Source organism: Polaromonas sp. P1_F1, from assembly GCF_056405795.1.
On sequence record NZ_JBFUBJ010000008.1, the window covers coordinates 55,281 to 81,154 of the forward strand.

The 25,874-nt window shown below is 60.0% G+C and carries 17 protein-coding genes and 1 pseudogene; 15 read left to right on the forward strand and 3 right to left on the reverse strand.

Annotation, left to right across the window (positions count from 1 at the left end; genetic code table 11):
- From AC1DZE_RS19205 to AC1DZE_RS19240, 8 genes are all read left to right on the forward strand, one after another.
- Window positions 1-990 (forward strand): hypothetical protein, encoded by a 990-nt coding sequence (locus tag AC1DZE_RS19205; RefSeq protein WP_477673145.1) that lies wholly within the window; start codon window positions 1-3, stop codon window positions 988-990.
- A 624-nt stretch (window positions 991-1,614) separates the two neighbouring features.
- Window positions 1,615-2,274, forward strand: a complete 660-nt coding sequence (locus tag AC1DZE_RS19210) for a hypothetical protein (RefSeq protein ID WP_477700439.1) — start codon at window positions 1,615-1,617, stop codon at window positions 2,272-2,274.
- A gap of 7 nt (window positions 2,275-2,281) precedes the next feature.
- Window positions 2,282-10,273, forward strand: a complete 7,992-nt coding sequence (locus AC1DZE_RS19215; protein WP_477700440.1) for an FG-GAP-like repeat-containing protein — start codon at window positions 2,282-2,284, stop codon at window positions 10,271-10,273.
- A gap of 392 nt (window positions 10,274-10,665) precedes the next feature.
- Window positions 10,666-11,631: a helix-turn-helix transcriptional regulator gene (locus tag AC1DZE_RS19220; RefSeq protein WP_477700441.1), complete on the forward strand. Its 966-nt coding sequence runs from the start codon at window positions 10,666-10,668 to the stop codon at window positions 11,629-11,631.
- A 72-nt stretch (window positions 11,632-11,703) separates the two neighbouring features.
- Entirely contained in the window at window positions 11,704-12,690 is a 987-nt protein-coding gene (locus AC1DZE_RS19225) for a CBASS cGAMP-activated phospholipase (RefSeq protein ID WP_477700442.1), read from the forward strand.
- Window positions 12,691-12,692: 2 nt separating this feature from the next.
- Window positions 12,693-13,835 carry a CBASS cGAMP synthase gene (locus AC1DZE_RS19230; protein ID WP_477700443.1) on the forward strand — a complete coding sequence of 381 codons (1,143 nt, stop codon included), beginning with the start codon at window positions 12,693-12,695 and terminating at the stop codon, window positions 13,833-13,835.
- Window positions 13,832-15,475 (forward strand): ThiF family adenylyltransferase, encoded by a 1,644-nt coding sequence (locus AC1DZE_RS19235; protein ID WP_477700444.1) that lies wholly within the window; start codon window positions 13,832-13,834, stop codon window positions 15,473-15,475. The genes AC1DZE_RS19230 and AC1DZE_RS19235 overlap by 4 nt, the downstream gene beginning before the upstream one ends.
- Before the next feature lie 65 nt (window positions 15,476-15,540).
- Entirely contained in the window at window positions 15,541-15,942 is a 402-nt protein-coding gene (locus AC1DZE_RS19240; protein WP_477674778.1) for a Mov34/MPN/PAD-1 family protein, read from the forward strand.
- 578 nt (window positions 15,943-16,520) lie between these two features.
- On the opposite strand, the gene AC1DZE_RS19245 is transcribed toward AC1DZE_RS19240, so the two are convergent.
- The gene (locus tag AC1DZE_RS19245) at window positions 16,521-17,288 is read right to left on the reverse strand and encodes an SDR family NAD(P)-dependent oxidoreductase (RefSeq protein ID WP_477670189.1); all 768 of its coding nucleotides are present in this window, start codon (window positions 17,286-17,288) and stop codon (window positions 16,521-16,523) included.
- A 149-nt stretch (window positions 17,289-17,437) separates the two neighbouring features.
- A complete protein-coding gene (locus AC1DZE_RS19250; RefSeq protein ID WP_457282638.1) occupies window positions 17,438-18,130 on the reverse strand; it encodes a FadR/GntR family transcriptional regulator in 693 nt (230 codons plus the stop codon).
- Window positions 18,131-18,255: 125 nt separating this feature from the next.
- Between AC1DZE_RS19250 and AC1DZE_RS19255 the strand changes: the two genes are divergently transcribed.
- From AC1DZE_RS19255 to AC1DZE_RS19285, 7 genes and pseudogenes are all read left to right on the forward strand, one after another.
- Window positions 18,256-18,666: a helix-turn-helix domain-containing protein gene (locus AC1DZE_RS19255; protein WP_477700445.1), complete on the forward strand. Its 411-nt coding sequence runs from the start codon at window positions 18,256-18,258 to the stop codon at window positions 18,664-18,666.
- A 54-nt stretch (window positions 18,667-18,720) separates the two neighbouring features.
- Window positions 18,721-18,885: pseudogene (locus AC1DZE_RS19260) on the forward strand (dehydrogenase); the annotation flags it as partial.
- Window positions 18,886-19,139: 254 nt separating this feature from the next.
- Window positions 19,140-20,243 (forward strand): sugar ABC transporter substrate-binding protein, encoded by a 1,104-nt coding sequence (locus tag AC1DZE_RS19265; RefSeq protein ID WP_477670187.1) that lies wholly within the window; start codon window positions 19,140-19,142, stop codon window positions 20,241-20,243.
- Between the two features lie 75 nt (window positions 20,244-20,318).
- Window positions 20,319-21,854, forward strand: a complete 1,536-nt coding sequence (locus AC1DZE_RS19270) for a sugar ABC transporter ATP-binding protein (RefSeq protein ID WP_477670186.1) — start codon at window positions 20,319-20,321, stop codon at window positions 21,852-21,854.
- Complete coding sequence (locus AC1DZE_RS19275) at window positions 21,851-22,834, forward strand: ABC transporter permease (RefSeq protein WP_477670185.1); 984 nt, start codon at window positions 21,851-21,853, stop codon at window positions 22,832-22,834. Before AC1DZE_RS19270 ends, AC1DZE_RS19275 begins: the two co-directional genes overlap by 4 nt.
- On the forward strand, window positions 22,834-23,820 hold the full coding sequence (locus tag AC1DZE_RS19280; RefSeq protein WP_457282643.1) for an ABC transporter permease: 987 nt from the start codon (window positions 22,834-22,836) through the stop codon (window positions 23,818-23,820). The genes AC1DZE_RS19275 and AC1DZE_RS19280 overlap by 1 nt, the downstream gene beginning before the upstream one ends.
- Before the next feature lie 2 nt (window positions 23,821-23,822).
- A complete protein-coding gene (locus AC1DZE_RS19285) occupies window positions 23,823-24,770 on the forward strand; it encodes an SMP-30/gluconolactonase/LRE family protein (RefSeq protein ID WP_477670184.1) in 948 nt (315 codons plus the stop codon).
- 84 nt (window positions 24,771-24,854) lie between these two features.
- Here the strand turns inward: AC1DZE_RS19285 and AC1DZE_RS19290 are convergent, their stop codons facing one another.
- Window positions 24,855-25,832: an ABC transporter substrate-binding protein gene (locus tag AC1DZE_RS19290; protein ID WP_477670183.1), complete on the reverse strand. Its 978-nt coding sequence runs from the start codon at window positions 25,830-25,832 to the stop codon at window positions 24,855-24,857.
- Between the last annotated feature and the right edge of the window lie 42 nt (window positions 25,833-25,874).

The following is a 25,874-nucleotide window of genomic DNA, read 5'->3' on the forward strand; positions in this document are numbered from 1 at the left end:
GTGGCCTTTGTCGTAGATAGCTCTGAATGGAGTTTTGATGGTTGGAGTGAAGCCGAAGTAATCGAGGCAATTGAGAGTCTTCTAGATCGACTCTTTCAGGCTCGCGCACGAGCAGAAATCGTTTGGATAGGAAGAGAGCTTCAAACGCGAGCTATGTTAGAGACAATAGATCTCTGGAGTCTTAGTTCGCCTGACTCACCGATGAGGCTTACCCCAGAGATTTGGCAGGAACTCACGGCCTGGCTGACTAATCCTCCTTATTACGATGAGGCAGAAGAGCCGGATGGCGCCGAGACCGTTCTTGTGAAAATAGATGAGGGGATGCCGGCAGCGAATCCAGATGTCGCATGGGCGCACCATTGCGTTAGAACGGGGCGTCCGACAGGATGCTTGGGACTTCGTCGAAGTGGCCAGCATCTGACAACTACCGCACATGGAAGCGCTACTGTCCACTGGGTCACCGATGAAATTCAGCATCGAAATTTCTGGCGTGACTCAATCGAAATTTTGGGGGGAGGTAGGGATGTGCTTCAAAGTCAGGCACCTCATGCCTATCCCGATCTTTATTTTCCCACCACGGCGTGGGGCGGATTGAACGACCTTAGTTCATATATTGCCCTGCGTAGAACTGTCTATAAATACTTAGCTGCACTTGATGACCACGCACACTGGGTGTTTACTTTTCCTCCACCAGCCTTAGTCCGAGGCGAGCCAGCAGGGGACGACATGAATGCCACCCCATCCCATCAGATTATCGAGCGGCGCTTCCACAATTTGGGACTAGTTATGGCACCGGAGAAACCAAACGTCTTCGACAAGAAGGAGTCTAGAGAGGCTCGTGAAGTAGTGATCAGGGGTAAAACCATATATTGTGAATGGCACGCCAAGCTGCAGCCGCACATGGATAGGATTCATATCCATGCACCGGTGCCGCAGTCAAACCAAAAGGTAGTCGTGGCGATCTTTCATAGGCATTTGCCCTTGCCCTGAACCACTTTCTCTGCGGCCTCTTAAGATCGTCTGTGCCGCCTCTTATTCGGAAGACCATTTGTTCGTTGCGTTCTGGTGCTTCTTCGCGGTGTTGCGAGCCAGGTCCGTGCGCTTTGAAGTCTTGCGGATAAATCAGAGAAATCGGGGCGCCTCAACGAGCGGTTGTTCTAAATATTCCGGAAATACTTTAGAAATCCGAAAGACAGCCCCGAAGTATTAATTTCTGTGGTCGTGGATTTATCTAGATGATGTGGCGCGGGCATCTGCAGTTGATCGCATGGACACCTCTATACATTTCTTACGGTCCAATCGCGCTGCACCAAATTCACTTAGCCTTACTCAAAACGGTTGAAACGCTCTATTGCTCCTCTAATTAGAGGGTGGGTCACTTCGCCTGGATATCGCCGTCCCGAATGATCAGCTCCTGCGTTCTGAGCTTGAGCAATAGCGCGCGCAAATAAGTAGGCTTGCCATTTTTGAGAAAATATGGCCCGAACAGGATGTGGATTATGTAAATAATGCCAATTGTCACCTCTATATACAAATAGTATAAGGAGCAAAAAGGGGGGCGCAATGTTCTCACGGGGCTTTTGGCGCATTCATTGCGCCCGGATAGGTGCGTGCTTGAGCGCAGCTTGTCTGAGTTCTGCCGCCATCGCGCAGCTAAACATTCCCGAACCCGGCGCGCACGTAGAAGCAGGAGCTGGAATTTCAAGTGTTTCTGAATACAGAGACGTCGTTCTAGGGCGCAGTGCTTCCGCACACGCTTTCGCCGGGATTTCTTATTACGGGTTCAGCGCCTCGGCATGGACTTCGTCAGGCACCTTTGGTTGGCATGAACTCGCGCTTGCGTACAGCCACAAGTTTCCGCTGGTCGACATCCACCTCTCTTACGTCAACACACGGCTGGGCAACGGCATTAACTGGGGGCGCGACACGGCCCGGCTGTCCGTCTCCAACAATCTCAGCACCGGCACACATCTCCTTGTCTTTGTCGAACAACCGCTAGGTCGCAACGGGCGACATGGTTACTCCGCCGTACTTACTCAGCGCCTGGGCACCGTAGGCCCCGTGGACATCGCGTTCAGGGCAAGTACCAGTGCCGTGCGCACGCCCGTTCTACGTTCCGAGGGCGCTTCGTTGAAATTGCTGGCTAGTGGGGCAGCGGGAAGTAACGTCCGTTGGGACGCGCATTTTGCAGTTAACCGGTCGGTTCAAAACGCGAACACCGCCGAGCGCAAGTCGGCGGCTTTCGTCGGACTGAGCTTTACCAAGAACTTCTAGGAAACCCATGACTCGATCGATATTTGCATCGATGGCCCGGGCACTGGTTCTCCTTACATTTGCGATAGCGGGACATGTGCTGGCGGCAAACCGGGTTATCGTTGGCTCAACGGACGGGAACCTCAGCGTCACGCAGGACGGTGGCGCTGCCTATTCCATCCCTATCAAGCTGCCGCCCGGAACGTCCGGGATGGAACCGAAGATTGCTCTCACCTACAGCAGCCGCGCTGGAAAGTCACCGTATGGCTTCGGATGGAACCTCACGGGGCTGACTCTTATTCAGCGCAGCACTAGGAATCTGGCCGACGATGGGATAGTGCGCGGCGTGGCTTTCAATGAACATGACGGTCTCATGCTGGACGGCGAGCGCCTGGTCATGGTTGTGGACAACCGCAAGAGCGCCAAACCGGCTGATCGCTTTGTGGAGTTCCGCACTAGGACAGATTCATACACGCGGATTCGGGCGTACGATTGGACGCCGGCGGGGCCGCTCAAGTTCGTGGCAAACACGCGTCCAGGCCTGACGCTTTCCTTTGGTTCGACGGCCAACTCGCGCGTGGCCGGCAAAGGGGGGGCCGGCGTACCCATGATGTGGCTGTGTGACAGGGTAGAGGACCAAGCCGGCAACTACATGGTGTTTTCCTATCTCGCCGAAGCGGCGACGATGGATTACCAGATTAAGAAGATCGAGTACACGGGCAACCTCAAAGCCGCCATGCTGCCGTATGCGGCGGTCGATTTCGAATACGAGGACTTGGCGACGCCCTATGAAGTGCGCTTCCTCGAAGGAGAGGCCATTCCTGCGCGCAAGCGCCTGAAGCGCATTCATTCGCGCTATGGCATGCAGTACCTGCGAACCTACACGCCCACCTATGATGCGGCTACGGAGCTGGGTTCCAATTTCTTTTTCTTAAAGGCTTTGACCGAAACGGGCTACGAAACAGGGGCGACACCCGCGCAGGGTTCGAGTACCTCCTTCCGCCCGCTGAATTTTTCTTATACGCACGCCGTGCCCCAGTGGGCGCAGAGGCCGTGGCTGGGCGATGATTTCGCAGACCTGCCCAGCCTGGGGCGCTTGGCGGAGGGCTTTCGTGCCGTTCGTGTAAACAAAGGGGGGAAGTCGTACCAAGCCGTTGTCTATCGGCTGGCCGTAGGCGGGAAGGAAATCGCAGGCGCCTACTATTTCGACCCGGCCAATGGTCGCTGGGATCGCCTAGCCGGAGCCAATGGCAAGACTTACGCGCCACCGGTGATTACGGCTGACCAGGAGGGCATGGCTTCTCCGGTGGCGTGGGCGGATATCAACGGGGACGGCATGGAGGACATGTTGGTCAGCGGCCTGTCGCCCGCCCTGGATGGGACCTACATTAGTTCGGATGGTGGGTGGGAACGAGTGGCCGCGCTGCCGATTGCCATTCGCGGAGGATCGCTTGCTTCCAGCGGCATCGCTTTAATAAAGCGTGACGGCGCGATTTCGCTGGGTTGGCACCGTCAAGTCGGCGCGGGTGCGCCTCTTTCCGGCATGGTGACGCTAGCGGGCGCTGCTTGGCAGAAGAGCAAACTGCCCGCTCCGCCGCATCCGCTTCGGGGAGACGCGTCGGCGCCGGACCTGGACAGGGTCTATGCGCTGGACGTGGATTGCGACGGCAACAGTGAACTCGTTTACCTGCATCCCGGGAGCGCGGGTGGTGTCGCCGTCTATGCGCCGACCGCGGCCAAGTGGGAAAAGATGGCCGCGTCTTTTGTGCCAACCTTCGGAACCGTACCCGCGCATGAGGCCGTACAGGCAGTAGGGACCGATGGCCAATGCCAGCGCTTGATGGCCGCGTACCAGACCTTTGGGCAGGCGCCGTTTCGCAGCGGCCTGATCGCTTCCGCCAACGGATGGCAATCCGATGCTGCTGTACCTCCCGTTTTGTTCTGGCGGACCAAGAGCGACGTCGGCGAGCAGGTGGCTTCTGTGGCCGACGTCGACGGGGATGGTCAACCGGACATCTTCGCGCATGGCCGCAGCGCGACCGAGCGTTATGCTTATCTGAACCAGGGTGCGAGCTGGGTTTCCGACCCGAGTTTTGCCCCGCCAGTCACTCTGTTGGGCGACCCCAAGCGCAGGAGGGGTGTGTTCCAAACCTTGACCGTGGCCAACAGCATGGGCACGGCGCAGCGCCGCCTGATGATGTTCGCCGGCGGAGGGGCCAAGTTAAGCACGCCGCTCATCTTCGCGCGGGCTTCCGGTGGCAAATGGGAAGAGATCGGGGACTATCGGTTGCCCGCGACCATCAACATCGCCGCCTTCGATAAGATCGATCTGGGTATCCGCTTCGTCGATATAAACGGGGACGGTTACCCTGACATTGTGTCGGCGGTCAGGAAAGTTTCGGGTATTGAGTCAAAAGCCTGGATTTTTGACCCCAAGGGCTCAACTAAATGGACTGAAAAGCCTGAATTTGCGTTGCCCGAACCGCTGTCGGCCGAAGACTTCAGCGACACGGGTGCCTTGCTGATCGATGTCAATGGCGATGGATTGACGGATTTGCTGGTGTCGCGTGAAAAGGTACAGATTCGCTACGGCATGGCGCCGATCGTGACGCTGGAGAGCGCAGCGTATATCAACTGTACGAAGATGAAGCAAGCCCCTTGCCAAACGGGCAAGGGAATTTGGCAGAAGAACGTCCTGCCCGGGCTGGTGCCCACCTTGCCTTTTTCTAGGGAGGGATTTGGTCCCTACGGTGTGCGGGCTATCGATGTCAACGGCGATGGTTTGACCGACCTCGTCTATTCCAGCCTGGTCGAGCGTGAGGCCGCTGTGCAGCCGGTGCCCCCCCCCGGCGGCAATCCGCAAGATCCGCCACCGCCGCCGCCGTCCCCGTATGAACTGATGGCGACGACCTTCCTGAATGACGGCGGGAAAACCTGGAAAGCCGACGCCGCCTACGCACTGACGCAGCCTATTGCGCGCCAAGTCCTTTGCCCGAAGAAGCCGGGGTTCGACTTCGGTCCGCCGCCAAACCCCTTGCCGCCCAATCCGCTCTGCGGCAATTTCCAAGACGACGAGACATTCCAGAACGTGCAGACCATGGACACTAGGTTGGAGTTTCTAGACATAAATGCCGATCGACTTCCGGACATCCTCTACCACTACCGCACATTCGAACAAGTGCTGATGGACGATGTTTGGCAGATTCGGGAAAAGATCGCCTCCGGCGCCTTGATCAATACCGGAAGCGGATGGGTGGATGATGCGCGGTTTACGCCACCCGCGCGGATTGACTCCGAAGTGACGTTCCTCGACGTCAACGCCAAGCAAGTTTTCTTCATCGACCTCAATGCTGACGGGATTCCTGACTTTATCTATGCGCTCAAAGGCTCGTCCCGGGTCTTCCTCGGCACGGGGGCGGGGTGGACCCCAGCCAATAAATGGTTCGCACTCCCCGACATCGCGGTTGGCGGCGGCAGGGGTGACCTGGGCCTGAGATTTTTTGATGTCAATGGCGATGGGCTGCTCGACCTAGTCTACAGCCGCACCGGCGGCGCGCACGCCGGCTCGGGCGTCTATACCAACACAGGCACGAGTTGGGCCGAAGGAGCGCCAAACATGATTCCCCCGGTGGCGTTTACCGAAGATGGCCTGGGGGACATTGGCGTGCGGCCGCTGGACGTGAACGGCGATGGCCTGGTTGACCTGATCCAGTTCTTCGCGCGTAGCGGCGGTGTCAATGATAGAAGTGTCTTTGTGAACGAAGCAGGCAAGCCCGGCTTGCTGAACCGTGTCGTAAATGGGCTGGGCTTAGTCACCACCGTGTCGTTCCAGTCTTATCTCTCCTACGATGGCCTGCAGGCAGCCAAGACCGCTGAGTCCGGCGCGGCCGAGGCCATCGTCTGCAAGTTGCCACACTCTTTTGTCGGGTGCGAATCCAGCTACCCAGTGATCCATGCTCTGCTGCCCGGCTACGTGGTTACCAACCTAGAAACCACCGGTGCGGGTGTCGAGCGGCGAACTCGCGCTTACACGTACTCGGGTTACCGGGTGAATGTGCAGTCCGGAAGGTCGCTGGGATTTTCGATTCAGGAGACGCTCGACACCCAGCGCCAGCGGATCATCAGGAACGAATTTTCCCAAACCGAGGGATTGGTAGGGCAACTTATGTCCAGCCTGACCTTGCAGCTTTATGAGGGGAAAGACGTCGCCATCGCGTCGTCCGTTTCGGGCTGGGCCGTGGAGCAAACCGGTGGACTGCCCCATCCGGATGGCAATCCGGGTTTCAGACCGGCGATCCTGCGGGCCTTGCTCAAAGACCGCAGGGTGACGTCTGCCGATCTCTTAGGCAAGACGCTGAACGACCAAGTAGACAGACTAGGCTATGACAGGTTCGGCAATACGGTCTTATTGGAGAGCCGATATGCGGACGAGTCGGGGATGCGGACGGAAACGAGTTTCGGACAGGAAAGTGAGGTGCGGTGGATTTTCGGGCGACCGACAGCCAGTACTGTCACCTACTTCGCCAAGGGGACGCCGGCCATTTCGAGAAGCTCTGAGTTCGGTTATGACCCCGTGACCGCGCTGCAGACCCGCGAGGTCTCGTTCAAAGGAACGCAGCACCAGTTGGTCACGGGCATCGAGCGCGACGTGTTCGGCAACAAGACAAAAGTGATGGTTGCCAGCCGAGAGGACGGTACACGCGTTCAGGCGAGCGAATATGACACACGAGGCCGGTTCATCCGCACGGCTCGCGACGCTCTCGATCACGCGTCCTCGTTCGTATACCACGAACCTTCCGGCGTTGTCCTACGCAAGACCGATCCTAACGGCGCGGTGGTCGTTGCGTCCTTCGACGGGTTGCAGGTAGCGGACAGCAACATGTCGGCCGCCGGTTTGGCTACAACATACAAGTCTGGCAACGTGAACTCCGTGGATGCACAGGAATATTCCTACTGGTCGATCAAGCAGGTCGGCGACATGCAGGCTCAGCTGTCGCTGATGGATTCATTGGGACGCACACGCCGCAAGATCTATTTCGTGGAAAGTACACCGGGCCAGGCTCGGACGGACTGCGACCAATATTCCAGATACGCGTCATCGAGCAATGGATTGCGCGCGGTCGTCAGCGACATCCGCTACGACCGTTTGGGCCGCGTGAGCCACACCACTTCCCCCCGGTTTTGTGACAGCAACGCACCGGTCACCGTCAAGCGGTTTTCCTATGACGACTTGGACCGAGTCACCCTCACCCGTAATCCGGACGGCGCTGAGCAACAGACTGTGTACAGCGGCCGCGAGATGACTACGATCGACGCGGCCGGGCGGCGCTCGACGGTCACCAAGGATGCGAGGGGTAGGGTCCTGCTCGCCCGAGATGCCATGGGTGGCCAAGTTCATTACACCTACGACGCGTACGGCAACGCACTGGTCCTGACCGATCCTTCCGGTCAGAAAATCATCAACTTCTATGACCAAGCCGGCAATAAGTCCAGCACCACCGATCCGGCCAGTGGCCTCTGGAAATTCAAGTCTTCGGCATTCGGTGAACTGCTCTCCCAGACAGACCCCCGAGGTAGTGAAGTAAAGATGTCCTTCGATTCGGCCGGACGCATTCGCACGCGCCAGGCTGCGAACGCTACGTACACATGGGTCTACGATAACTGCGAATTTGGCAAGGGCCGCCTTTGTTCGGTCGTGACGGCGGGAGGAGAGTCGCGTTCGTATCGCTACGACGAGACCGGTAACCGCGTCCGGACGACTGTTCGTGTGGACAAGGACGCCGTGTCAACAGATGTCACGTTTGACAGGCACGGCCGCGCGGTCAATATTGCCTACTCAACCGGCATTTCCGTCGAAAATTTTTATAACCAAGTTGGGGCGCTTAAGAAGGTTTCCATGAGCGAAGCCGGTGCCGGCAAAGTATTGGCCGAAGCGCTGGAGTTCGATGAGGTGGGCCGTGTGCGCGCTGAGTTGCTGGGCAACGGCATGCGGCGATCCACAGAATACACGACCGACTCCAATCGCCTCAAGTCCGTTTCCGTGATGTCGCACGGTGAAGTGGTTCAAGACCTCAGGCTCTCGCACGACGCGGTGGGCAACATCACTTCCCGCACGGACAAGCCTTCCATGCTGGATGAGACGTTTGGCTATGACGAATTGAGCCGACTGACATCTGTGTCTACGCAGGGACACGAGAAAATGGCCGTTGCCTTTGATGCGTCCGGAAATATCCGGAACAAGAGCGGCGTGGGCAACTACGAATACTGCAAGCAGGCTGAAGCCACTAGGCTGTGTGCTGTCGGTGAAGGGCCGGCTGCCAAGTCGCTGGCATATGACCCGTCCGGCAATGTTGTGAGCTATGGTGACAGAACGCTTGAGTTCAATGCAGAGAACAGGGTTTCGGCCATCGAGCGCAAGCGCAACGCTGGTGTGAGGCTGAACTATTCCGAATTTGTCTACGGCGCCGATGGTCAATTGGTTCAACATGAAAGCCGACAGGGTGCGGTGAAATTCAAAGCGTCGTACCTCGGCGAGGTGGAACTCTTGCGAGAGGAATTCGCTCCTCCATTCCTAAGGACGCCGGAGCGCACTCGTGTCAGGCACCATGTTGCGGGACCGAGCGGCGTCATCGGGTTCTTCGAAAAGACATTCCTGCACCATCCCATGCAGTTCTCGTCGCCGTTCTATGCGAATCTCCTGCGCATCACGCCCGAGCGAACGACCGCGCAGAAAGACGGCGGGTTCAGCTATTTCATCAAAGACCATCTGAGCTCGCTCACCGCGCTAGCCGATGGCGCAGGCAAGGTAGTAGAACGGTTCGCGTACGACGCTTGGGGCAAGAGGATCAAGGCCGGAGGCGGCGGCCCTTACAGTTCGGTGCGCACGGGCTTCTCCTCTCATGAGCAATTGGACGACCTGGAACTCGTCCATATGCAGGGCCGGATATACAGCCCCGAACTGGGCCGATTCATGAGCCCCGACGTGGTCGTCCAGTTCCCGCTTAACACCCAGTCCTTCAACCGCTATGCCTATGTTCTCAATAATCCGCTGAGATTTATCGACCCCTCCGGCTTCGACCTCTGGGGCGATATCGTTGGCGGATTAGGCGATGTCTTGGGTGGGGTTCTTGACGTGGCCGACGCGATCTTCGGGAAACCAATGAGATGGGTCGGTGAACAGCTTAGTCAGGCAGGTCAGTGGATAGAGAAAAACTGGCGAGTGATCGTTGTCATCGCAGTGGCCATCGCCGCGCCCTACCTACTTCCCGCGATGAGTGCGATCGCCTTGGGTGCCGTCACGGGAGCGATCGTCGGTGGTTTGAGTGCGGCACTGTATGGCGGAAACATTGATGACGTTTTGCGAGGGGCTGCCCTCGGCGCGATCACGGGTGCGATCACGGGTGGGGTCGCCCAGCACTACGGCCCAACCTACTCGTTCGGGCGCGTTGTGTCAGAGGGGGCTGCGGGGGGCATCAGTGCGCAAATCCGAGGGGGCAACTTCTCCGAGGGCTTCAACTTTGCCTTCGCAATGGCAGCCGTCACGTACGCCAATCAGGAAATGCGCAACGACCAAATCAAGGGCTCCTCCCAGCCCAGAAGTGCCGACGACTCAAGGACAAATTTGTCGCCTCGCGGCAAATACAGCAAAGGAATGTTTGGCGATGGCCAAAAGCTGGGAGGAACGCGACTGGAGCCGAATACCCTGGACTGCTCTGGTGGAACATTTGGAGGTTGTCAGATGGACGAGGGCATGATCGGGAAATGGAAATACGAAAAAGGAAGCTTCCAGGATTCAGTCGTCGAGTCTTTCGCGGGACCGCATGACTGGCTGATCGACAAAACCGGCGGCTACTACGACAACGGTTTTGGCAAGAGATTCGGTAACTTCTTCGGCGACACGGCCTATCCCGGCATTATGCTTGTGCCTGCCGCTTACTTTGCTGCTCCTGCCTTTGTACCGGTCCAGGCAAGGGAAGAGATGCAGCGCCGATGCACCAATGCGTACGGTTGGTGTATGTGATCGGAGAGTTAGTCAAGGGAGCCTCGCTATGGCCTGCCTCTCGCCCCCCTGACGATCCACATCCCACTTCTTGGGTTCGGTACGGCCGAACTTGGGCAGTCGAACGACGTTGCCGTTGCCTGGGTCGAGGCCTATAGTCTCGAGAGCGTAAAGGTGTTGAAATCACTTCGGCTGCAAGACCAATCTAGCTGCGGGGCGTTCGTTCCGCCTTGTTGACTTTGAATGGGGGAATCATGGGGCCATCGACGAAGAAGAACGTGGCATCCCGCGCGTCAGGGGAATCCCCGGTTCGCAAAAAGTCCCCTCCGGCGAGGAGTCACCTCAGCCAGATACCTGTAACCAATCCCGGGCAAAAGGAGTCCCGGGTATCCAAGGTCAGCATCGAGCGATTCGTGAAGATTGTTCGCCTTGCGCGCAGGAAAAATGGCGTGACCATGAGCGACCTCGGTGTCGAACTCGGTGTCTCAACAGCTTCCGTCAAGCGTGATATCGACTATCTGAAAGACCGACTGAACTGCCCCATCGAGTGGGACAGTCGCAAGCGCGCACACATGCTGCGGGATGACCCTGCGACTGGCGAGCGCTTTGAACTCCCAGGTCTCTGGTTCGATGCATCGGAGCTCTTCGCGATGCTGATGATGCTACACCTGGTCGAGGGCGTGCAGCCGGGACTACTTGAAGAGCACGTCGCCCCAATGAAGGAGCGCGTGCGCTCAATGCTGGCAGCAGGTGGAAAGTCGGCGAAACAGATTGAGCGGAAGGTCAAGCTGATTCACTTCGCACCGCGCAGGATTGAACCTAAGCACTTTAAGGTGCTAGCGACCGCCCTGCTGGAAGGTAAGAAACTCCAATTGCAGTATCTGCGCCGTGACAAAAACGAAACGACTGAGCGCGTTATTTCTCCACTGCAGTTGGTCCATTACCGGGAAAATTGGGTTTTGGACGCGTGGTGCCATCTGCGTAATGAGCTGCGATCCTTCGCCCCTGAAGCTATCGAAGACGTCAAGATCCTGCCCGAATCCGCCATTGAGGTTAGCCAAGAAGAAATGAGAACGCACTTTCAGAGCGGATACGGAATTTTTTCTGGAAAGGCGACTAATCGGGCTATCCTGAAGTTCACTCATGACCGCGCCCAATGGATTGCCTTGGAGACTTGGCATCCTGACCAGAGTGACAGATGGCTGAGCGACGGCAGCTACATTTTGGAAGTCCCATATTCGAACGATCAGGAGCTCGTAATGGACGTGTTGCGCTACGGGCCCGAGGTCGAAGTCCTAGGGCCGCCCGAGTTGCGCCAGAGGATTCAAGAGCGTTTGTGCGCTGCAGCAAAACATTACGGCGACGAGCCCGCTGAGTAGCGCACTATTTGAGCTACCACTCCAACCACAATCGTCTCCATCATCGGGAATGGTCCCGGTCTGGGGTCGTTGATGCCGTTGCATGTTTTGGCACTTTCCGGTGGCGGGTTCCGCGGCCTTTACACCGCGACTGTCCTTAAGGTTCTCGAGGAGCAGTTTGGCACGCCACTGGCTAACCGGTTCGACCTGATTTGCGGGACGTCTGCCGGAGGTCTGCTTGCAATGGGGTTGGCCGCCGAGGTACCCGCAGCGAAGCTGCAGGCGATGTTCGAGCAAGATGGCGGCCGCATCTTCAATTCTCAGGACCTGAAACGCAAGGCGTTCGGCCCGTGGTTCCAGGCAAAGCACGCGTCTGACGGGCTGCGCACCGTGCTCACAGAACAACTGGGCGACTTGACCATCGGTGACCTTAAGCATCGCGTTCTGATTCCTACGGTGAATTACTCTAAGGGCTCCGGCCAGTTCTTCAAAACGCCGCACGCCGAAAATTTTTACACCGACCACAGGCACAAACTCGTTGACGTGGGTCTGGCCACCGCTGCCGCGCCTACCTATTTCCCGCTCCACCAGATGGGTGACGAAGGTGTGTTCGCCGACGGCGGCCTTGTTGGCAACTCCCCCGGATTTTTCGGGCTTCATGAGGCGCATCAGGTCCTTGGTGCGTCACGTGAGCCTGGTGCTGTACGTGTGCTGGCCATCGGCACGATGACCTTGGGCGCCACGAAACGGGGTGGCTCCGGCCTCGACTGGGGCTACAAGCAGTGGGGTGCCAAGCTCTTCGACTTGGTCATCTCGACGCAGGAGCGGTCCACCGACACCCTGCTTGGCCATTTACTCGGCAACGACTACATGCGCATCGACGATCCGGCTACACCCGATCAGAGCCGGGACATCGAGAAACTTGACTTGGTGACGCCAGCCGCCATCGAGGTTCTGAAAACCCGGGGCACCCAAGCCGCCAGAACAGCTCTCGGTGACTCCCGATTCGCTCCCTTCCGCAGCCACGTTGCGGCCAGCCCGGTGTTCTTCCACGGGCCCAACAAAAACTCAGGTAACTGATCATGCTCAATCTCAGCGCACTTTTCCACACCGAGGTCGAGGACTCGAACCTACTGAAAAACATCACCCTTGGCGACGCCGAGTGCGAGTTCATCCTCGAAGCGAAGGAGGCCGTTCGAAAGCAGTTGCGCATTGGGCTTCCGCGGCTGATGAAGGAAGCTGGGTACGAAAAAGAGGCTGTGCCTCCCAGATTCTTCACGCAGGGCTCGTGGGCCTACAAAACCATCAATGCGCCGTGCCATCTGCCGCCCCAGCAAGCGGATATCGACGACGGCGCGTACCTGCCCCTGAGCTTTATGACGGAAACAGGTCGCCCTAGGGCCGCGAGCCAGGTCTTCTTCAAGGCTGCCGAAACCGCGCTGGAACCACTGGTGAAAGAACGAGGCTGGAAGCTGGTTACAGACAAGGCGACGTGCATTCGCATCGTGATTTCTAGGGGCGCGCACATCGACGTACCACTCTACGCCATTCCAGACGAGCAGTTTGAAGAACTGCGCAAGGCCGCGATGAATAGGTACGACTTTGGCGCCCAGGACGAGGCGGTTATCAAAGCGGAGCGCGACGCGTGGACCGCCCTGCCGCGCGACAAAGTGTTGCTCGCGCATCGTGAAGAAGGCTGGAAGCCGTCCGACCCTCGGCCGGTCAAGAAGTGGTTCATCGAGGAGGTCGACCGTCTCGGTGAGCAGTTCCGCCGTAGCGTGCGGTACCTGAAAGCGTTCCGTGACTGGCAGTGGCCTACCGGGGGGCCTTCGTCCATCCTGCTGATGGCGGCCGCGGCGCCGGTGTTCGACTCTCGGGACCGGCGTGACGACCTCGCTCTGCTTGACTTGGTCGAGGCCATGCAAGAGCGGCTCAGCAAAGGCGTCTGTAACCCCACCGACGAGACCGAGTCGCTCACCGACCGGCTGGGCAAAGACGGGGTCGAGGATGCCATCCGCAAGCTCAAGCAGTTGGAAGACAACTTGCGCGGTGCCATCAACGCCAGCAACGCGGATCAGGCCTGCCAGTGGCTTATCAACCAGTTCGGATCTCGGTTCCCGGACGCACCCGAACGCGTGAAGCCGACGACTGCGACTGCGACGGTGCAGGCTGTGCCTGCAGCGGCGGTTGCCAGCCCGTTGGTCGGCCGCTCGCAGGCTGGATGACTTCCGACCACACGCCGTTCACGCTGCTGCGCGCCGCGCTCCAGGCGCTCGGCTTCGAGTACCGGCGCCGACGGGCAAACGGCTTTTGGGAGTTCCACGGAGCGCTCCATGCCGCCAAGGGCAATCACGCCGCGGTGGTATCTGTCGACCCCAAGGGCATAAAGCTCCCTCTGGTGAGCGTTTCCCTACCCCCAACCTCACCAAAGGTCTTGGCGCACATCGGGGCCGGTGGCCAGATCTGCTACGCGGGCAAGGGCAGCGTGGTACCCGACGTCTTCGACATTGCCGGCCAAACGGTCGCTCACCTGCAGCGCGCTGCCGAGGTGCTGGACCTTTCCCTGCGCGGAGAGATGAAGAAGGACCTCGAGGACGAGTTTTTTGCCTTCTGGCACGGCACCCCCTGCTTTGTCGATGTCGAAAGGGACGGTCCATCGGAACTCACTGTGATGTTCGCTGGCTATGCTGCCGACAGAACCAGCATGCTCTTTGTCGGCAACCAGCCCGCAGGTACACGATTGAAGCTGCAGGCCATGGGCCTGGAAGAGGCTCCCGACACTGGTGCAGTGGCGGTGAAGGTCCAAAGTTCTGCGAATCCACGCCCGCTTACCGAAGACTGGCCACCTAAGACAATTGCAGCGCTCCTCGCCTGGCAGGGGATGCTCGACCCTGCGGCGCGGCGCAACATGGAGCGAAAGCTCCTGGTGGCCTGCGGGAAGGGGCGGCAGGCAGCCCTATGTGTTGTAGCGGCTCCCGTAACGCAGTACGCCATCTTCGTCAACTTTCCGGACCCTGACCCGAAAGAAGCTAAGACCACCGAATCCTTGCGCAAACGCCTGTATGCCTCTGAAGTGCTGCCGATGTCGCTCTTTCGGTTCGATGACGCCTATGTGAGTCAGCGCAATACCCCACAGCAGCCGACCTTGGCACACAGGCGCATCGTTTTGGTGGGATGTGGCACGATTGGCGGATTCCTTGCGGAGCTGCTGGTCAAAAATGGAGCTGGCCTAGGCCGCGGAGAATTGCTCCTCGTTGACCCCGATATCCTAGCTCCGCAGAACGTCGGCCGTCACCGGCTCGGGATGAACTACGTTTGGAAGAACAAGGCGACCGCCCTGACGCTTGAGCTCCGTCTTGGAGCACCGACCGCCAACATACGCGACCTTCCCGTCGCCATGGAGCAGGGGGAGCTGGGCAAAGCTGACCTCGTCATCAACGCCACCGGTGAAGAGGCTCTCGCGCATCTGCTGACACGAGAGTGGAAAAAGCAGCAGTTGTTCATCCCGACGTTGACGGTCTGGGTTGAGGGCGCAGGGGTCGCCGCCCGGGCATTGCTCCGCGAAGCTCCGGATCAGGCATGCACCAGATGCATGTCCGACCTGCAGCGCAAACCGCTCTTCCCCGCGGTAACGGAGCCCATCCCGGTGGAGCTTGCTGGTCACGGCTGCGAAAGTCTCTACGTACCCTTTCCTGCGACTGCATCGGTGCATGCGGCCTGCTTGGCAGCCGAAATGGTCGTGGACTGGAATCGAGGTGCTCCGTCGCCCCGGCTGCGCACCCGGGTCCTACGCTCAGGCTTCTCGCCGGCCTCGGGCGATGTAGACGTGCCAAGACTGCCGCAATGCCCAGCGTGCAGTTCGTAAGCGAATGGGTAACGCCTGACCGGAAGCGGCTCGTGGTGTTCGCTCCAGCAACCATCCAGGTCTTCATGAGGCACCGACAGCGGTTTCCGTGGCAGACAGAGGCTGGCGGCATTCTCCTCGGTAAGCGACGAGGGAATCATCTTGAAGTGCTGTTCGTAACTGAGCCAATGACTACAGACAGGCGCCGACCGTTCTTCTTTGAACGCGAGGCTCATGGCCATGCAACTGCGGCCATGGAGGCGTGGGCTGCTAGCGGCGGAACAATCGACTATCTCGGCGAATGGCACACACACCCTCAACGGGTTCCTGTGCCTTCGGACATCGACCGGACGGAGTGGCGGAAGCTTTTTGCGGGCCGAGCCAAGCACTTGCCTCTCGCTGCAGTCATAGTGGGGACTGCCTGCCTCCACGTTGAGCTCCTGCGCGTTGAAGCGCAGATTGACCTCAGGCCAGTGGTGGACGGCTGATTCAAACCAAGCCCCCCCACCGCCAGCTTGTAGCCCATAAAAAAGGGGGCCGAAGCCCCCTGGTATTACGTAATCAGGTAAACGTAATGGTGAAAACGTCCTGTAAGCAACAGTTTTGCGCAGTCGCTGTTTACGAAATCATGACCGAAATGCTCGATTTTGATAATCATTTTTGAGTCCTCCTTTCTCGCCACTATCTAAGTGGCTCTGCTATTTATGCAGCAGTGCCTCAAAAAGGCAAAAAAAGCGAAAAATGGAAAAAGAGGGACGCGTAAACGGTGGTTAGGTCATTGGATTGTGCGAACTTATGGTGCCAGAACTCTCGATTGTGCAAACTTATGCCGAGGTGGAGAACAACTGGGAGCTGCTGAAGCCGGCTTTAGTCTGTTTGGATGCTTTCCAAAACCCCCAAAGGTGAGTTTTTGTGCGAACTTATGACCTGATGACGGGCGACGATATGGTTTGCCCGGCATAACGGATTCAAGGGCTTTTTCAATTCTGGGGCGTCGCTATCCTCCTGGTAGGGCCGCCCTTGTCAGATTTCGATGGAATTCAATATCCTTCGGGTGGCCCATCGATCATGTCCACCCTCCATCGACAACCAAATCCTGCGCCGTCATCATCTCGCTGTCGTCGGAAGCCAGGAACAGCGCCGCCTTCGCAATGTGTTCAGGCATCAAATCCCCCGGCAGGCATTGCGCACGGGCCAGGTCTGCCTTGGACTCGGGTGTGACCCACAGCCGCAACTGTTTTTCCGTCATGGTCCAACCCGGCACCAGGGTGTTCACTCGAATGCGGAAGGGTCCGAAGTCTCGCGCCAGGCTCCTGGTGAGCCCTTGCACGGCTGCCTTGCAGGTGGTGTAAACCGGCATGCCGCCTTGCTTGAGCATCCAGCTGACCGAGCCGAAGTTGACGATGGAGCCGCCGCCCAGCGCTTTCATGTCTGGCGCGACTTCCTGCGCCGCGAAGAACTGGTGCTTGAGGTTCACGGCGACGCCCGCGTCCCAGTATTGCGGTGTCGTGTCCTCGATCAGGTGTCGCTCGTCGTTGGCCGCGTTGTTCAGCAACACCCGGATCGGCCCGATCTGGGTGCGAAGCGCTTTGATCGCCTGGCGCATTTCGTCAGTGTCGGTGACGTCGCTGCGCATGAAATGCACGCGCTTGCCGAGCTCCTTCGCCACACTTGCCTGAAGGGCGAGCGCGTTGTCCACGTCGATGTCGATGAACCCGACCTTCGCATCTTGCGCTGCGAACTGCCGCACCAGGGTGGCACCGATGCCGGTCGACCCCCCGGTGATGAGGACGGACCGGTCTTTCAGGCTGGGATAGTGGGTTTGCATGTTCATGTGAATCGTCTCCTAAATTGCGATGTGCAGCGGCGGGGGGTACGCGCGATGCTAGGCTCGGCTCGGGCCCGGCACCAATTCAATTTCCGGCGCGAGCGATAGCAATCTGCGCATCGTGCGCTCGTGGATGCACGCCTCAGGGGACGGGGTCAGTCCCCCACCCAACGCAGCTCGGAGGCGCGCAGATGGGCGAGCATGGCAGCCTGTGCGGCTATCGGATCGCGTGCATCCAGAGCGCTGAGAATAGCTTCATGTTCCTTCAGCGCAGCCTTCCAGGTGCGTGGGTTCTCGTATTTCGAAGACAGCTTGGCCGAGATCGGGCTGTGCCGTTCATCGAACAACTCGGCGATGATGCGGGCCATCACGGAATTACCACTCATCTGCGTAAGCGTCATGTGAAAGCGTCGATCAAGATCCAGCGGGGCGCGGTTGCGATCCGTTTCAGCCCTCATTCTCGTGACGATCGTCCTAAGCTGCTTGAGCTGCTCAGGGGTGCCGCGCGCGCAGGCAAGGATCACCACCGCGCTCTCCAGGGCGGAGCGCGTCTGCATCAGTTCCCTTGGGCTCTCGCCGAGTGCGGGTGTGGCCTTCCCGGAAGTGCGTTTGGGTTGCGGGCAGACGTAGACACCCGAGCCGCCACGGATCTCGACACTGCTCTGGACGTCCAGGGCGATCAATGCCTCGCGCAGCGAAGGGCGGGACACGCCCAGGAGCAATGCCAGCTCGCGCTCGGCCGGCAGACGGTCGCCGACCTGGAACGATCCTTTGGCGATCAGTTCCCTGATCTGATCGGCGATCTGCTGATACAGGCGACGGGGTTCGGCAGGCTTGGTAACTCTCATGGCGGGGAAGGTGTAACGAAAGGATCATACCGTCGGGCGGTGCCCCTGCGTGGCCATGGCCGGTAAGTTGTGGTGGAAAAACCTTGTCTGGTCAGACCAAAATTGGTACATTCAAAAAAATTGGCATGACCAAATTTATCAACCTTCAACGCTTCGACCTCGCTTCGATCCGGCTCGTGGTGCTTTGCGCCGAGTCCGGTTCATTGTCGGAAGCTGCGCGCCGCTGTCACTTGTCCCTGTCGGGCGCCAGCCACCGGCTGAAGGCTTTCGAGGATGCGGTGGGGGAGCCCGTCTTCCAGCGCCACCGCCGGGGGTTGCGCATCACCATCCGTGGGCGCCACGTGGTGTACTGCGGCATGCAGCTTCTGAACTGGGTCGACCGCCTGGCCGGGCCGGCCTTGTTTGATGGCGAGATGCCGGAACTAATTTTGAACGGAGTATCAGAGGCTGCGAAAGTACCGCTTCCGCTGCTGGGGGTCTCCCCAGGTTTTCCGAGATTCGAAAGTTGGCCGCCGAGAGTGGTCAGTCCAAATTAGCAGATATATAGTTACCCGTCTGACCGCTGCGCAGGGCCAATCATGCTGACGTGATCTGTGCAGGAACGCGGATTCCAGTTTATCGCCCACGGTGGCAAGTACGTCCTCGTTTCCATCGTCCGCGACAGCATTACTTTCTCCGATCCTGAGTTCCACAAGCGCGAAGCCACGTTACTTGGCGGCCGCAACGCGACGATCGAGGACTTCCGGATTGTCATGTCGCCCCGCTCCTGGAGCTCGCCGTCGGTGTTGGTGTCGCAGGCAGGCTGACCCGCCTGCGGCGCCTTGGGGCCTGAGGGGGCGACGCAGCCTTCGAAGCGGCGCAAGTCAAGGGAAAGCCCTGATGCGGTCCGATATGGCCAGACCAAAAATGAATTGATCAAGTTTTGCCCTGGCCAAATGCTTCGCGCAATCCTGCGCCGTTGTCAGCTCGCCGGCTTCAGAGACCGGCACACTCTAAACAGGAGACAAGCATGCAAACGAGACGAGATATTCTGGCCGCGGGCGCGGCCGCAACACTGGCCGGCCTGGGCGCGCCGGCGTTGGCCCAAACCTACGAGCCGGCCTGCTTCAAGCCGTTCTCCGGCAACACGAAGACCATCCAGTATCCGGCCAAGAAGGGACCGTACCGCATCGCATTGGCCAATGGTTATGCCGGCAACAGCTGGCGCATCCAGATGATCAAGTCGCTGAAGGCTTATGCAGCAACGCCGGAGATGAAGCCGCACATCAAGGAGCTGAAGGTCGTGTCCACCGGTACGGACGTGGCTGCGCAGCTGGGCGCCATCGACAACTTCATCAACGCGGGCTTCGACGCCATCCTCACGATCGCGGTGTCGCCCACCTCGTTCAAGCCGGTGATCAAGCGCGCCAAAGAGGCTGGCGTCGTGCTGATCCCGTTCGACAATGTGCTCGACACCGACGAGGTGATCCAGGTGAACGAAGACCAGCTGGAAATGGGCCGCCTGATGGGCCGCTGGCTGGAGAAGAACGGCGTGACCAGCGGCAAGGTTCTGGAGATTCGCGGCTTGCCGGGCAACTCGGTGGACCGCGACCGCCATCTCGGTTTCCGCGAGATCATGGACAAGCACAAGCAGGTCCAGATTATCGAAGTGGTGGGCAACTGGGACGACGGCACTTCGCAGAAGGTAGCGGCCGACGCGATTGCCGTGCATGGCCGCTTCAACGGCATCTACACGCAGGCTGGATCCAACGGCACCATTCGTGCGCTGATCGAGGCCAAGCACCCGTTCGTGCCCATCGGTGCGGAAGGGGAAAATGGCTTTCGCAAGATGGTCCATCAGTACCATAAGGACGGCCTCAAAGGCGCTTCGGCCGCGCAGTCGCCTGGCCTGGTCTCGGTGGCCCTGAAGGCGGCCATCGCCGCACTGCAAGGCCAAAAGCTGCCGCAGTACATCTCGGTGCCCATTCCCTACGTCGAATACCAGAACATGGCACCGGGAAAGAACTTCTACCCGGATTTACCCGACACCTTCTACGTGGCCAACGAGTTTCCGCCTTGCAACATCAACCTGACGGCGCCGGACATCATGAAGCAGAGCGAGGGAAATACCTGAGATCAGCCTTGGAGTTTTAACGCCGGGCTGTGTGGCCGCGCCCGGCATTTTTCCTGTTTGGAGGCTTTTCTTTCCGTGACCCAGAAACCCTTGCTCGAACTCCAGGGCATCACCAAGCGCTACGGCGGCGTATGTGCGCTTGACAGCGCGGACTTCGCTTGTACGGCAGGTGAAATTCACGCTGTTCTGGGCGAGAACGGTGCCGGCAAGTCGACCTTGATCAAGATCATCGCCGGCGTCGTTCAGCCCGACGCGGGCCGTATCCTGCTGGACGGCAAGGAACTGCGGCTGGACTCTCCGAACTCCGCGCGCGAGCGCGGTATCGTTTGTGTGTTCCAGGAGCTGTCGCTGGTCCCGGACTTGTCCGTGTGCGACAACATTTTCCTGTCCAGGCCCCCGGTGAAGTACGGCCTGATCGACGCCAAGACTCAACAAGAGCGAGCTACCGAGCTGCTTTCCCTGCTGGGTTGCAGCGACATCCATCCCATGGACCGCGTGCGCGACCTGCCGCTATCCCGCCGGCAGGTCGTCGAAATTGCCAAGGCGCTAGGCGCGCAGCCGCGCCTGCTCATCCTGGACGAGGCGACCTCCGCCCTCAGCAGCGAAGACGTGGAACGCCTGTACCGCCTGCTCTTCAGTCTGCGAGACCAGGGCGTCGCAGCGCTGTTCATCTCGCACCGCATGCACGAGGTCAAGGCGCTCGCCGGTACCTGTTCGGTTTTTCGCAGTGGTCGCCGCGTCGACACGTTTGCCAACGGCACGCGGACCGACGCTGAAGTGGTGCAACTCATGATCGGTCGTGACGTCGCCAAGTCGTACCCGCCCAAGACCGGTCCGGCCACGGATGCGCGACCGGCTGTCACGGTCAAGTCCTTGAGCTGGGAGCCCAGCCTCCGGGACATTTCGCTGGAGATTCTGCGAGGCGAGATTGTCGGCTTGGGAGGGCTGGACGGACAGGGGCAGCGCGAATTGCTGCTGGCGCTTTTCGGCGTGCTTAAGGGTGTGCACGGCGAAATCGAGGTTTTTGGTCAACCGGTCACCAATCTGGCGCCACACATATGCAAGCAACCCGGACTGGGGATCGCCCTCATCCCGGAGGATCGCAAGACCGAAGGGTTGGTCTTGCCCATGAGTATCCGTGAGAATGCGAGCCTTGCCCAGCTGGAGGCGCTCACGCGCTACGGCTTGCTGAGCCCGGGGGGCGAGCAGGCGGCCGTGGCGCAGATGGTGGACAAGTTGCGCATCAAGATCGGTTCCGTGGAAGACCCGGTGCAGACCTTGTCCGGGGGCAACCAGCAGAAGGTGGTGATCGCCAAGTGGCTGATGACCCAGCCGCGCGTGCTCCTGCTGAACGATCCCACACGCGGCATCGATGTGGCCACCAAGCAGGAAATCTATGTCCTGCTGCGCCAGCTTGCTTCCCAGGGCGTGGCCATCCTGCTCTACTCCACCGACTACGAAGAACTGATCGGCCTGGCGGACCGCATCCTGATCATGTACGAAGGACGCATCGTGCGCACGCTTGTCGGGGAGGAGATCACCGAGCAGGCGATTGTGGCCTCATCCCTCAACGTATCCCTCGCTTCAACCGAACCGGAGGCCGTCACATGAACAGGGAAGAATGGCTGCGAGGGCTGCGCCGCAACAGTGGTCCGCTGAGTGCGCTGGTGGTGTTCATCCTGATGTTTTCGCTGTACCTGCTGGAGCATCCGCGCTCGATATCGGTCGGCATCGTCACCACGGCCTCGAACAAGGCGGCGCTGCTGGCCATCGTTGCGATGGCCCAGACCCTGCCTGTCATCACGCGCGGCCTGGACCTCTCCGTGGGGATGGTGATGGTGCTCACCAGTTGCCTGGCCTCCGTCGTGGTGAACGGTGCGCCTTGGCAAGTGGCACTCGGGGTGGTGCTGGTATTGGCCTCCGGGGCGGCGGCCGGTGCCCTGAATGGTGCAATCGTCGTATTCGGGCGCCTGCAGCCGATCATCGTCACGCTCGCCACGGGCGCAGTGTTCTTCGGCCTGGCCTTGCTGCTGCGTCCTGCGCCGGGCGGGGAGGTCAGCGAGGGCTTGTCAGACGCGCTGACCGGTCGTCTCTTCGGCACGATTCCCACAACGCTGGTGTTGCTGGCCGCGGTCATCGTGCTGGGCTGGATGCCCTTCAGGCGCACGGTCATCGGCCGCGCCTGTTATGCCGTGGGGTCGTCCGAGCAGGCGGCTTATCTTTCGGGCGTTCCGTCGCAGCGGGCCAAATTCATCGCGTACACCGCCGCGGGACTGCTTTCCGGGCTTGCCGGGTTGCTGCTGTCGCTGATCTCCCTGTCGGGCGAGGCCAGCTCGCCGCAGGCGGGCCTGTACACCCTCAATTCCATCGCGGCGGTCGTGATCGGCGGAACCTCGCTCTATGGGGGCGCAGGGGGCATGGTGGGATCGGTGTTGGGTGCCTTCGTGTTGCGCACCATTGGCGACCTGCTGTTCGTGTTCAATGCGCCTGCGCTTTGGCAGCCGCTGTTCGAAGGACTCATCCTCCTGGCGGCTGTATGCGTCGGCGCGCTGCACGTGCTTCGCCTGCGAAACCGCCTGGACCTGTTCTGATGACCAGCCTCTCCGTTGACACTCCGCGCTCCTCCGCCACCAGCAAGCGTGTGTTTCAGAGACTGCTGTTGAATCCGCCGGCCATGGTGGCCCTGTGTTCGCTGGCCCTTCTGCTGGCCGCCAGCGTCGTCAACAGCAACTTCCTGATGCCGGGCTACCTGCTGCTGCAACTGCAGATCGCCGCCTTCCTTGGCATCACAGCCGCCGGGCTCATGGCCGTCATCCTGTTGGGCCACATTGACCTGTCGGTGCCCTGGACCATCACCACCGGGGCAATGATGGCCGCCGCCGCGGGCGCCACCTATGGCGCCGGCTGGGCGATCCCCGCAGGCATCGCCTGCGGCGCGCTGATCGGCCTGGTCAATGGGTTGGGGGTGGCGATCCTGCGCATCCCTTCGATGATTTTCACGCTGGGCGCGAACGCTGTGCTGCAGGGCCTGATGGTCCTTTACTCGGGCGGGCATGCACCGGTGCACGGCGCTACCGAGCTGATGCGTGCACTGGGCGTCGGCAGGACGTTTGGCGTGCCCAATGCCGTGTGGACCTGGGTGGCCGTCTCATTGCTGTTCTACCTGGTGCTGACGCGCACTGCCATCGGCCGCTACGTGTACATCATCGGCAACACCGAGCGCGCCGCCTACCTGTCCGGCGTGCGCACCGGCAAAGTCATCGTGCTGTGCTTCGTGGCCTGCGGGGCTCTGGCAGCGCTCGCCGGCATACTGCTCGCCGGCTACTCGGCTAACGCCTACCAGGCCATGGGTGATCCCTACGTACTGCCCGCGATCGCCGCGGTCGTGCTGGGCGGCACCAACATCCTGGGCGGCCGCGGCAGCTACCTGGGCACTGTTGCAGGCGTAGTGTTCATCGTGCTGCTGCAAAGCGTGCTTGCGGTTCTGCAGATGCCCGAGGCGGGCCGCCAGATCATCTATGGCGCGCTGATCCTGTGCATGCTGCTGCTGTATGGCCGTTCGGCCAGGGTGAGGTGATCTTGGCTGACCGCTATGGCATCCGGGGCGATTTCCTGCTGCACGATGTGCGTTTTCGCGGACTGGTTCCGCCGAACGGGTTTGTAGAAAAGCTCTTCACCGGCACGCGTTGGGCAGAGGGCCCCGTGTATTTTCCGGCCGGCGACTTCCTGCTGTTCAGCGACATCCCCAACAACCGCGTCCTGCGGTGGGTGCCCGACGGCGCAGGCGAGGGCAACGTAGTAGAGTTTCGCAGGCCCTCCAACTTCGCCAACGGCCATACGCGTGATGGCGAAGGCCGCCTGATCAGCTGCGAGCATGGCACGCGCTGCGTCAGCCGCACCGAGCTCGATGGCCGGCGCATCGTGATCGCAAGCGCCTTTGAAGGCAAGCGGCTGAACTCGCCGAATGACGCCGTTGTCGCGCCCGATGGCGCCGTGTGGTTCTCCGACCCGACCTACGGGATCCTGTCCGATTACGAGGGTTATGCGGCCGAGCCCGAGTACGGTGGCCGCTACGTGTTCCGGGTCGACGCCGGTAGCGGGCGAGTGGAAGTTGCCGCCACGGACTTCGTGCAGCCCAATGGATTGGCGTTTTCTCCGGACGGCACCCTGCTGTATGTGGCGGATTCCGGGGCATCACATGATCCGCAGGGGCCGCGACACATTCGAGTGTTTGACGTGGCAGCCGGCGGCCGGCTGCGAGGCGGCGAAGTCTTCGCCACCGTGGATGCTGGGATACCGGACGGCCTTCGCGTGGACCTGCGCGGCAATGTGTGGACCAGCGCCGGAGACGGCGTGCATTGCTTCTCGCCGCAGGGCGAACTGCTTGGCCGGATCCTCGTTCCCGAGCCGGTGGCCAATGTAGAGTTCGGCGGGCCGCGAGGTAACCGCCTTTTCATCACGGCCACGACGTCGCTGTACGCCTGCTATCTCACGACGTCTGGTGTCTGGGCACACAGCCTGGTGTAGCTCACGGCATCGCGGCGACTCTGAGAATGATGAGCCACAGCTGGGCCCGCCGCCGTGGCTTGCAGCGGGGCCCGACTGTCAGTGTCAATACTTGCGGTTCGGGAATTCCTTGGCGGCTACTTCGGCCGGGAACACACCCTCGATCGACTTGATCCAGCGCGGCAGCGTTTGCCCCGAGGCGGCTTTGGCTGCCGCTTCCATCAGCTGGGGGCCAAGCAGGGGGTTGCACTCCACGCTGACATTCATCTTGCCGGCGATCATCGCCTCGAAGGCGCCCTTGACCGCATCCACGCCGATTACGAGGATATCCTTGCCCGGCTTCAGGCCTGCTTCCTCGATGGCCTGAATCGCGCCGATGGCCATGTCGTCGTTGTGTGCGTACAGCACGTTGACCTTCTTGCCTTCAGCCTTGAGGAAGGCTTCCATGACTTCCTTGCCCTTGGCGCGGGTGAAGTCGGCGGTCTGCGAGCGGATGATCTTGTAGCGAGGATTTGCTTTGAGCCCTTCCTCGAAGCCTTTCTTCCGTTCGATCGCGGGATCGGAGCCCACGGTGCCCTGCAATTCGACGATGTTCACGTCGCCGGTGGTGTTCTTGGTGTTATCAAGCAACCACTGCGCGGCGCGCCGGCCTTCCTCGACGAAGTCCGAACCCACGAAGGTGGTCCAGGTGGAGGGATCTTTCACCACCACACTGCGGCTTTCCAGAATGACGGGGATCTTGGCGGACTTGGCCTCCCGCAGCACGGTATCCCAGCCCGTCGTGACGAGCGGTGCGAGGATGATGACGTCCACCTTCTGGGCGATGAAGGACCGGATTGCCTTGATCTGGTTCTCCTGCTTCTGCTGTGCGTCTGAGAACTTCAGTTCATAGCCGGCCGCGCTGGCAGCGGCCTTGACGGAGTCCGTATTGGCTGTGCGCCACTCGCTTTCGGCGCCGGTCTGCGCGAAGCCGATCACCAGCTTCTTACCTTTCGCCTGGCTCCAGGCCGGTGTCGCCCAGGCGTATGCCAGGCCGGCGGCCGCCATGATGGCGGCAAAGCTGCGTCGTTTCATCGGGGTCATCTTGTGTCTCCTGTCTTCGTATCTGTTCGATCGGGTGCAGCA

Coding starts and splice junctions, on each gene's coding strand:
- AC1DZE_RS19280 (WP_457282643.1), top strand. CDS start 22,834: ATGACCAGCCTCTCCGTTGACACTCCGCGCTCCTCCGCCACCAGCAAG.
- AC1DZE_RS19275 (WP_477670185.1), top strand. CDS start 21,851: ATGAACAGGGAAGAATGGCTGCGAGGGCTGCGCCGCAACAGTGGTCCG.
- AC1DZE_RS19215 (WP_477700440.1), top strand. CDS start 2,282: ATGACTCGATCGATATTTGCATCGATGGCCCGGGCACTGGTTCTCCTT.
- AC1DZE_RS19235 (WP_477700444.1), top strand. CDS start 13,832: ATGACTTCCGACCACACGCCGTTCACGCTGCTGCGCGCCGCGCTCCAG.
- AC1DZE_RS19245 (WP_477670189.1), bottom strand. CDS start 17,288: ATGAACATGCAAACCCACTATCCCAGCCTGAAAGACCGGTCCGTCCTC.
- AC1DZE_RS19230 (WP_477700443.1), top strand. CDS start 12,693: ATGCTCAATCTCAGCGCACTTTTCCACACCGAGGTCGAGGACTCGAAC.
- AC1DZE_RS19290 (WP_477670183.1), bottom strand. CDS start 25,832: ATGACCCCGATGAAACGACGCAGCTTTGCCGCCATCATGGCGGCCGCC.
- AC1DZE_RS19225 (WP_477700442.1), top strand. CDS start 11,704: ATGCCGTTGCATGTTTTGGCACTTTCCGGTGGCGGGTTCCGCGGCCTT.
- AC1DZE_RS19250 (WP_457282638.1), bottom strand. CDS start 18,130: ATGAGAGTTACCAAGCCTGCCGAACCCCGTCGCCTGTATCAGCAGATC.
- AC1DZE_RS19240 (WP_477674778.1), top strand. CDS start 15,541: ATGAGGCACCGACAGCGGTTTCCGTGGCAGACAGAGGCTGGCGGCATT.
- AC1DZE_RS19255 (WP_477700445.1), top strand. CDS start 18,256: ATGACCAAATTTATCAACCTTCAACGCTTCGACCTCGCTTCGATCCGG.
- AC1DZE_RS19265 (WP_477670187.1), top strand. CDS start 19,140: ATGCAAACGAGACGAGATATTCTGGCCGCGGGCGCGGCCGCAACACTG.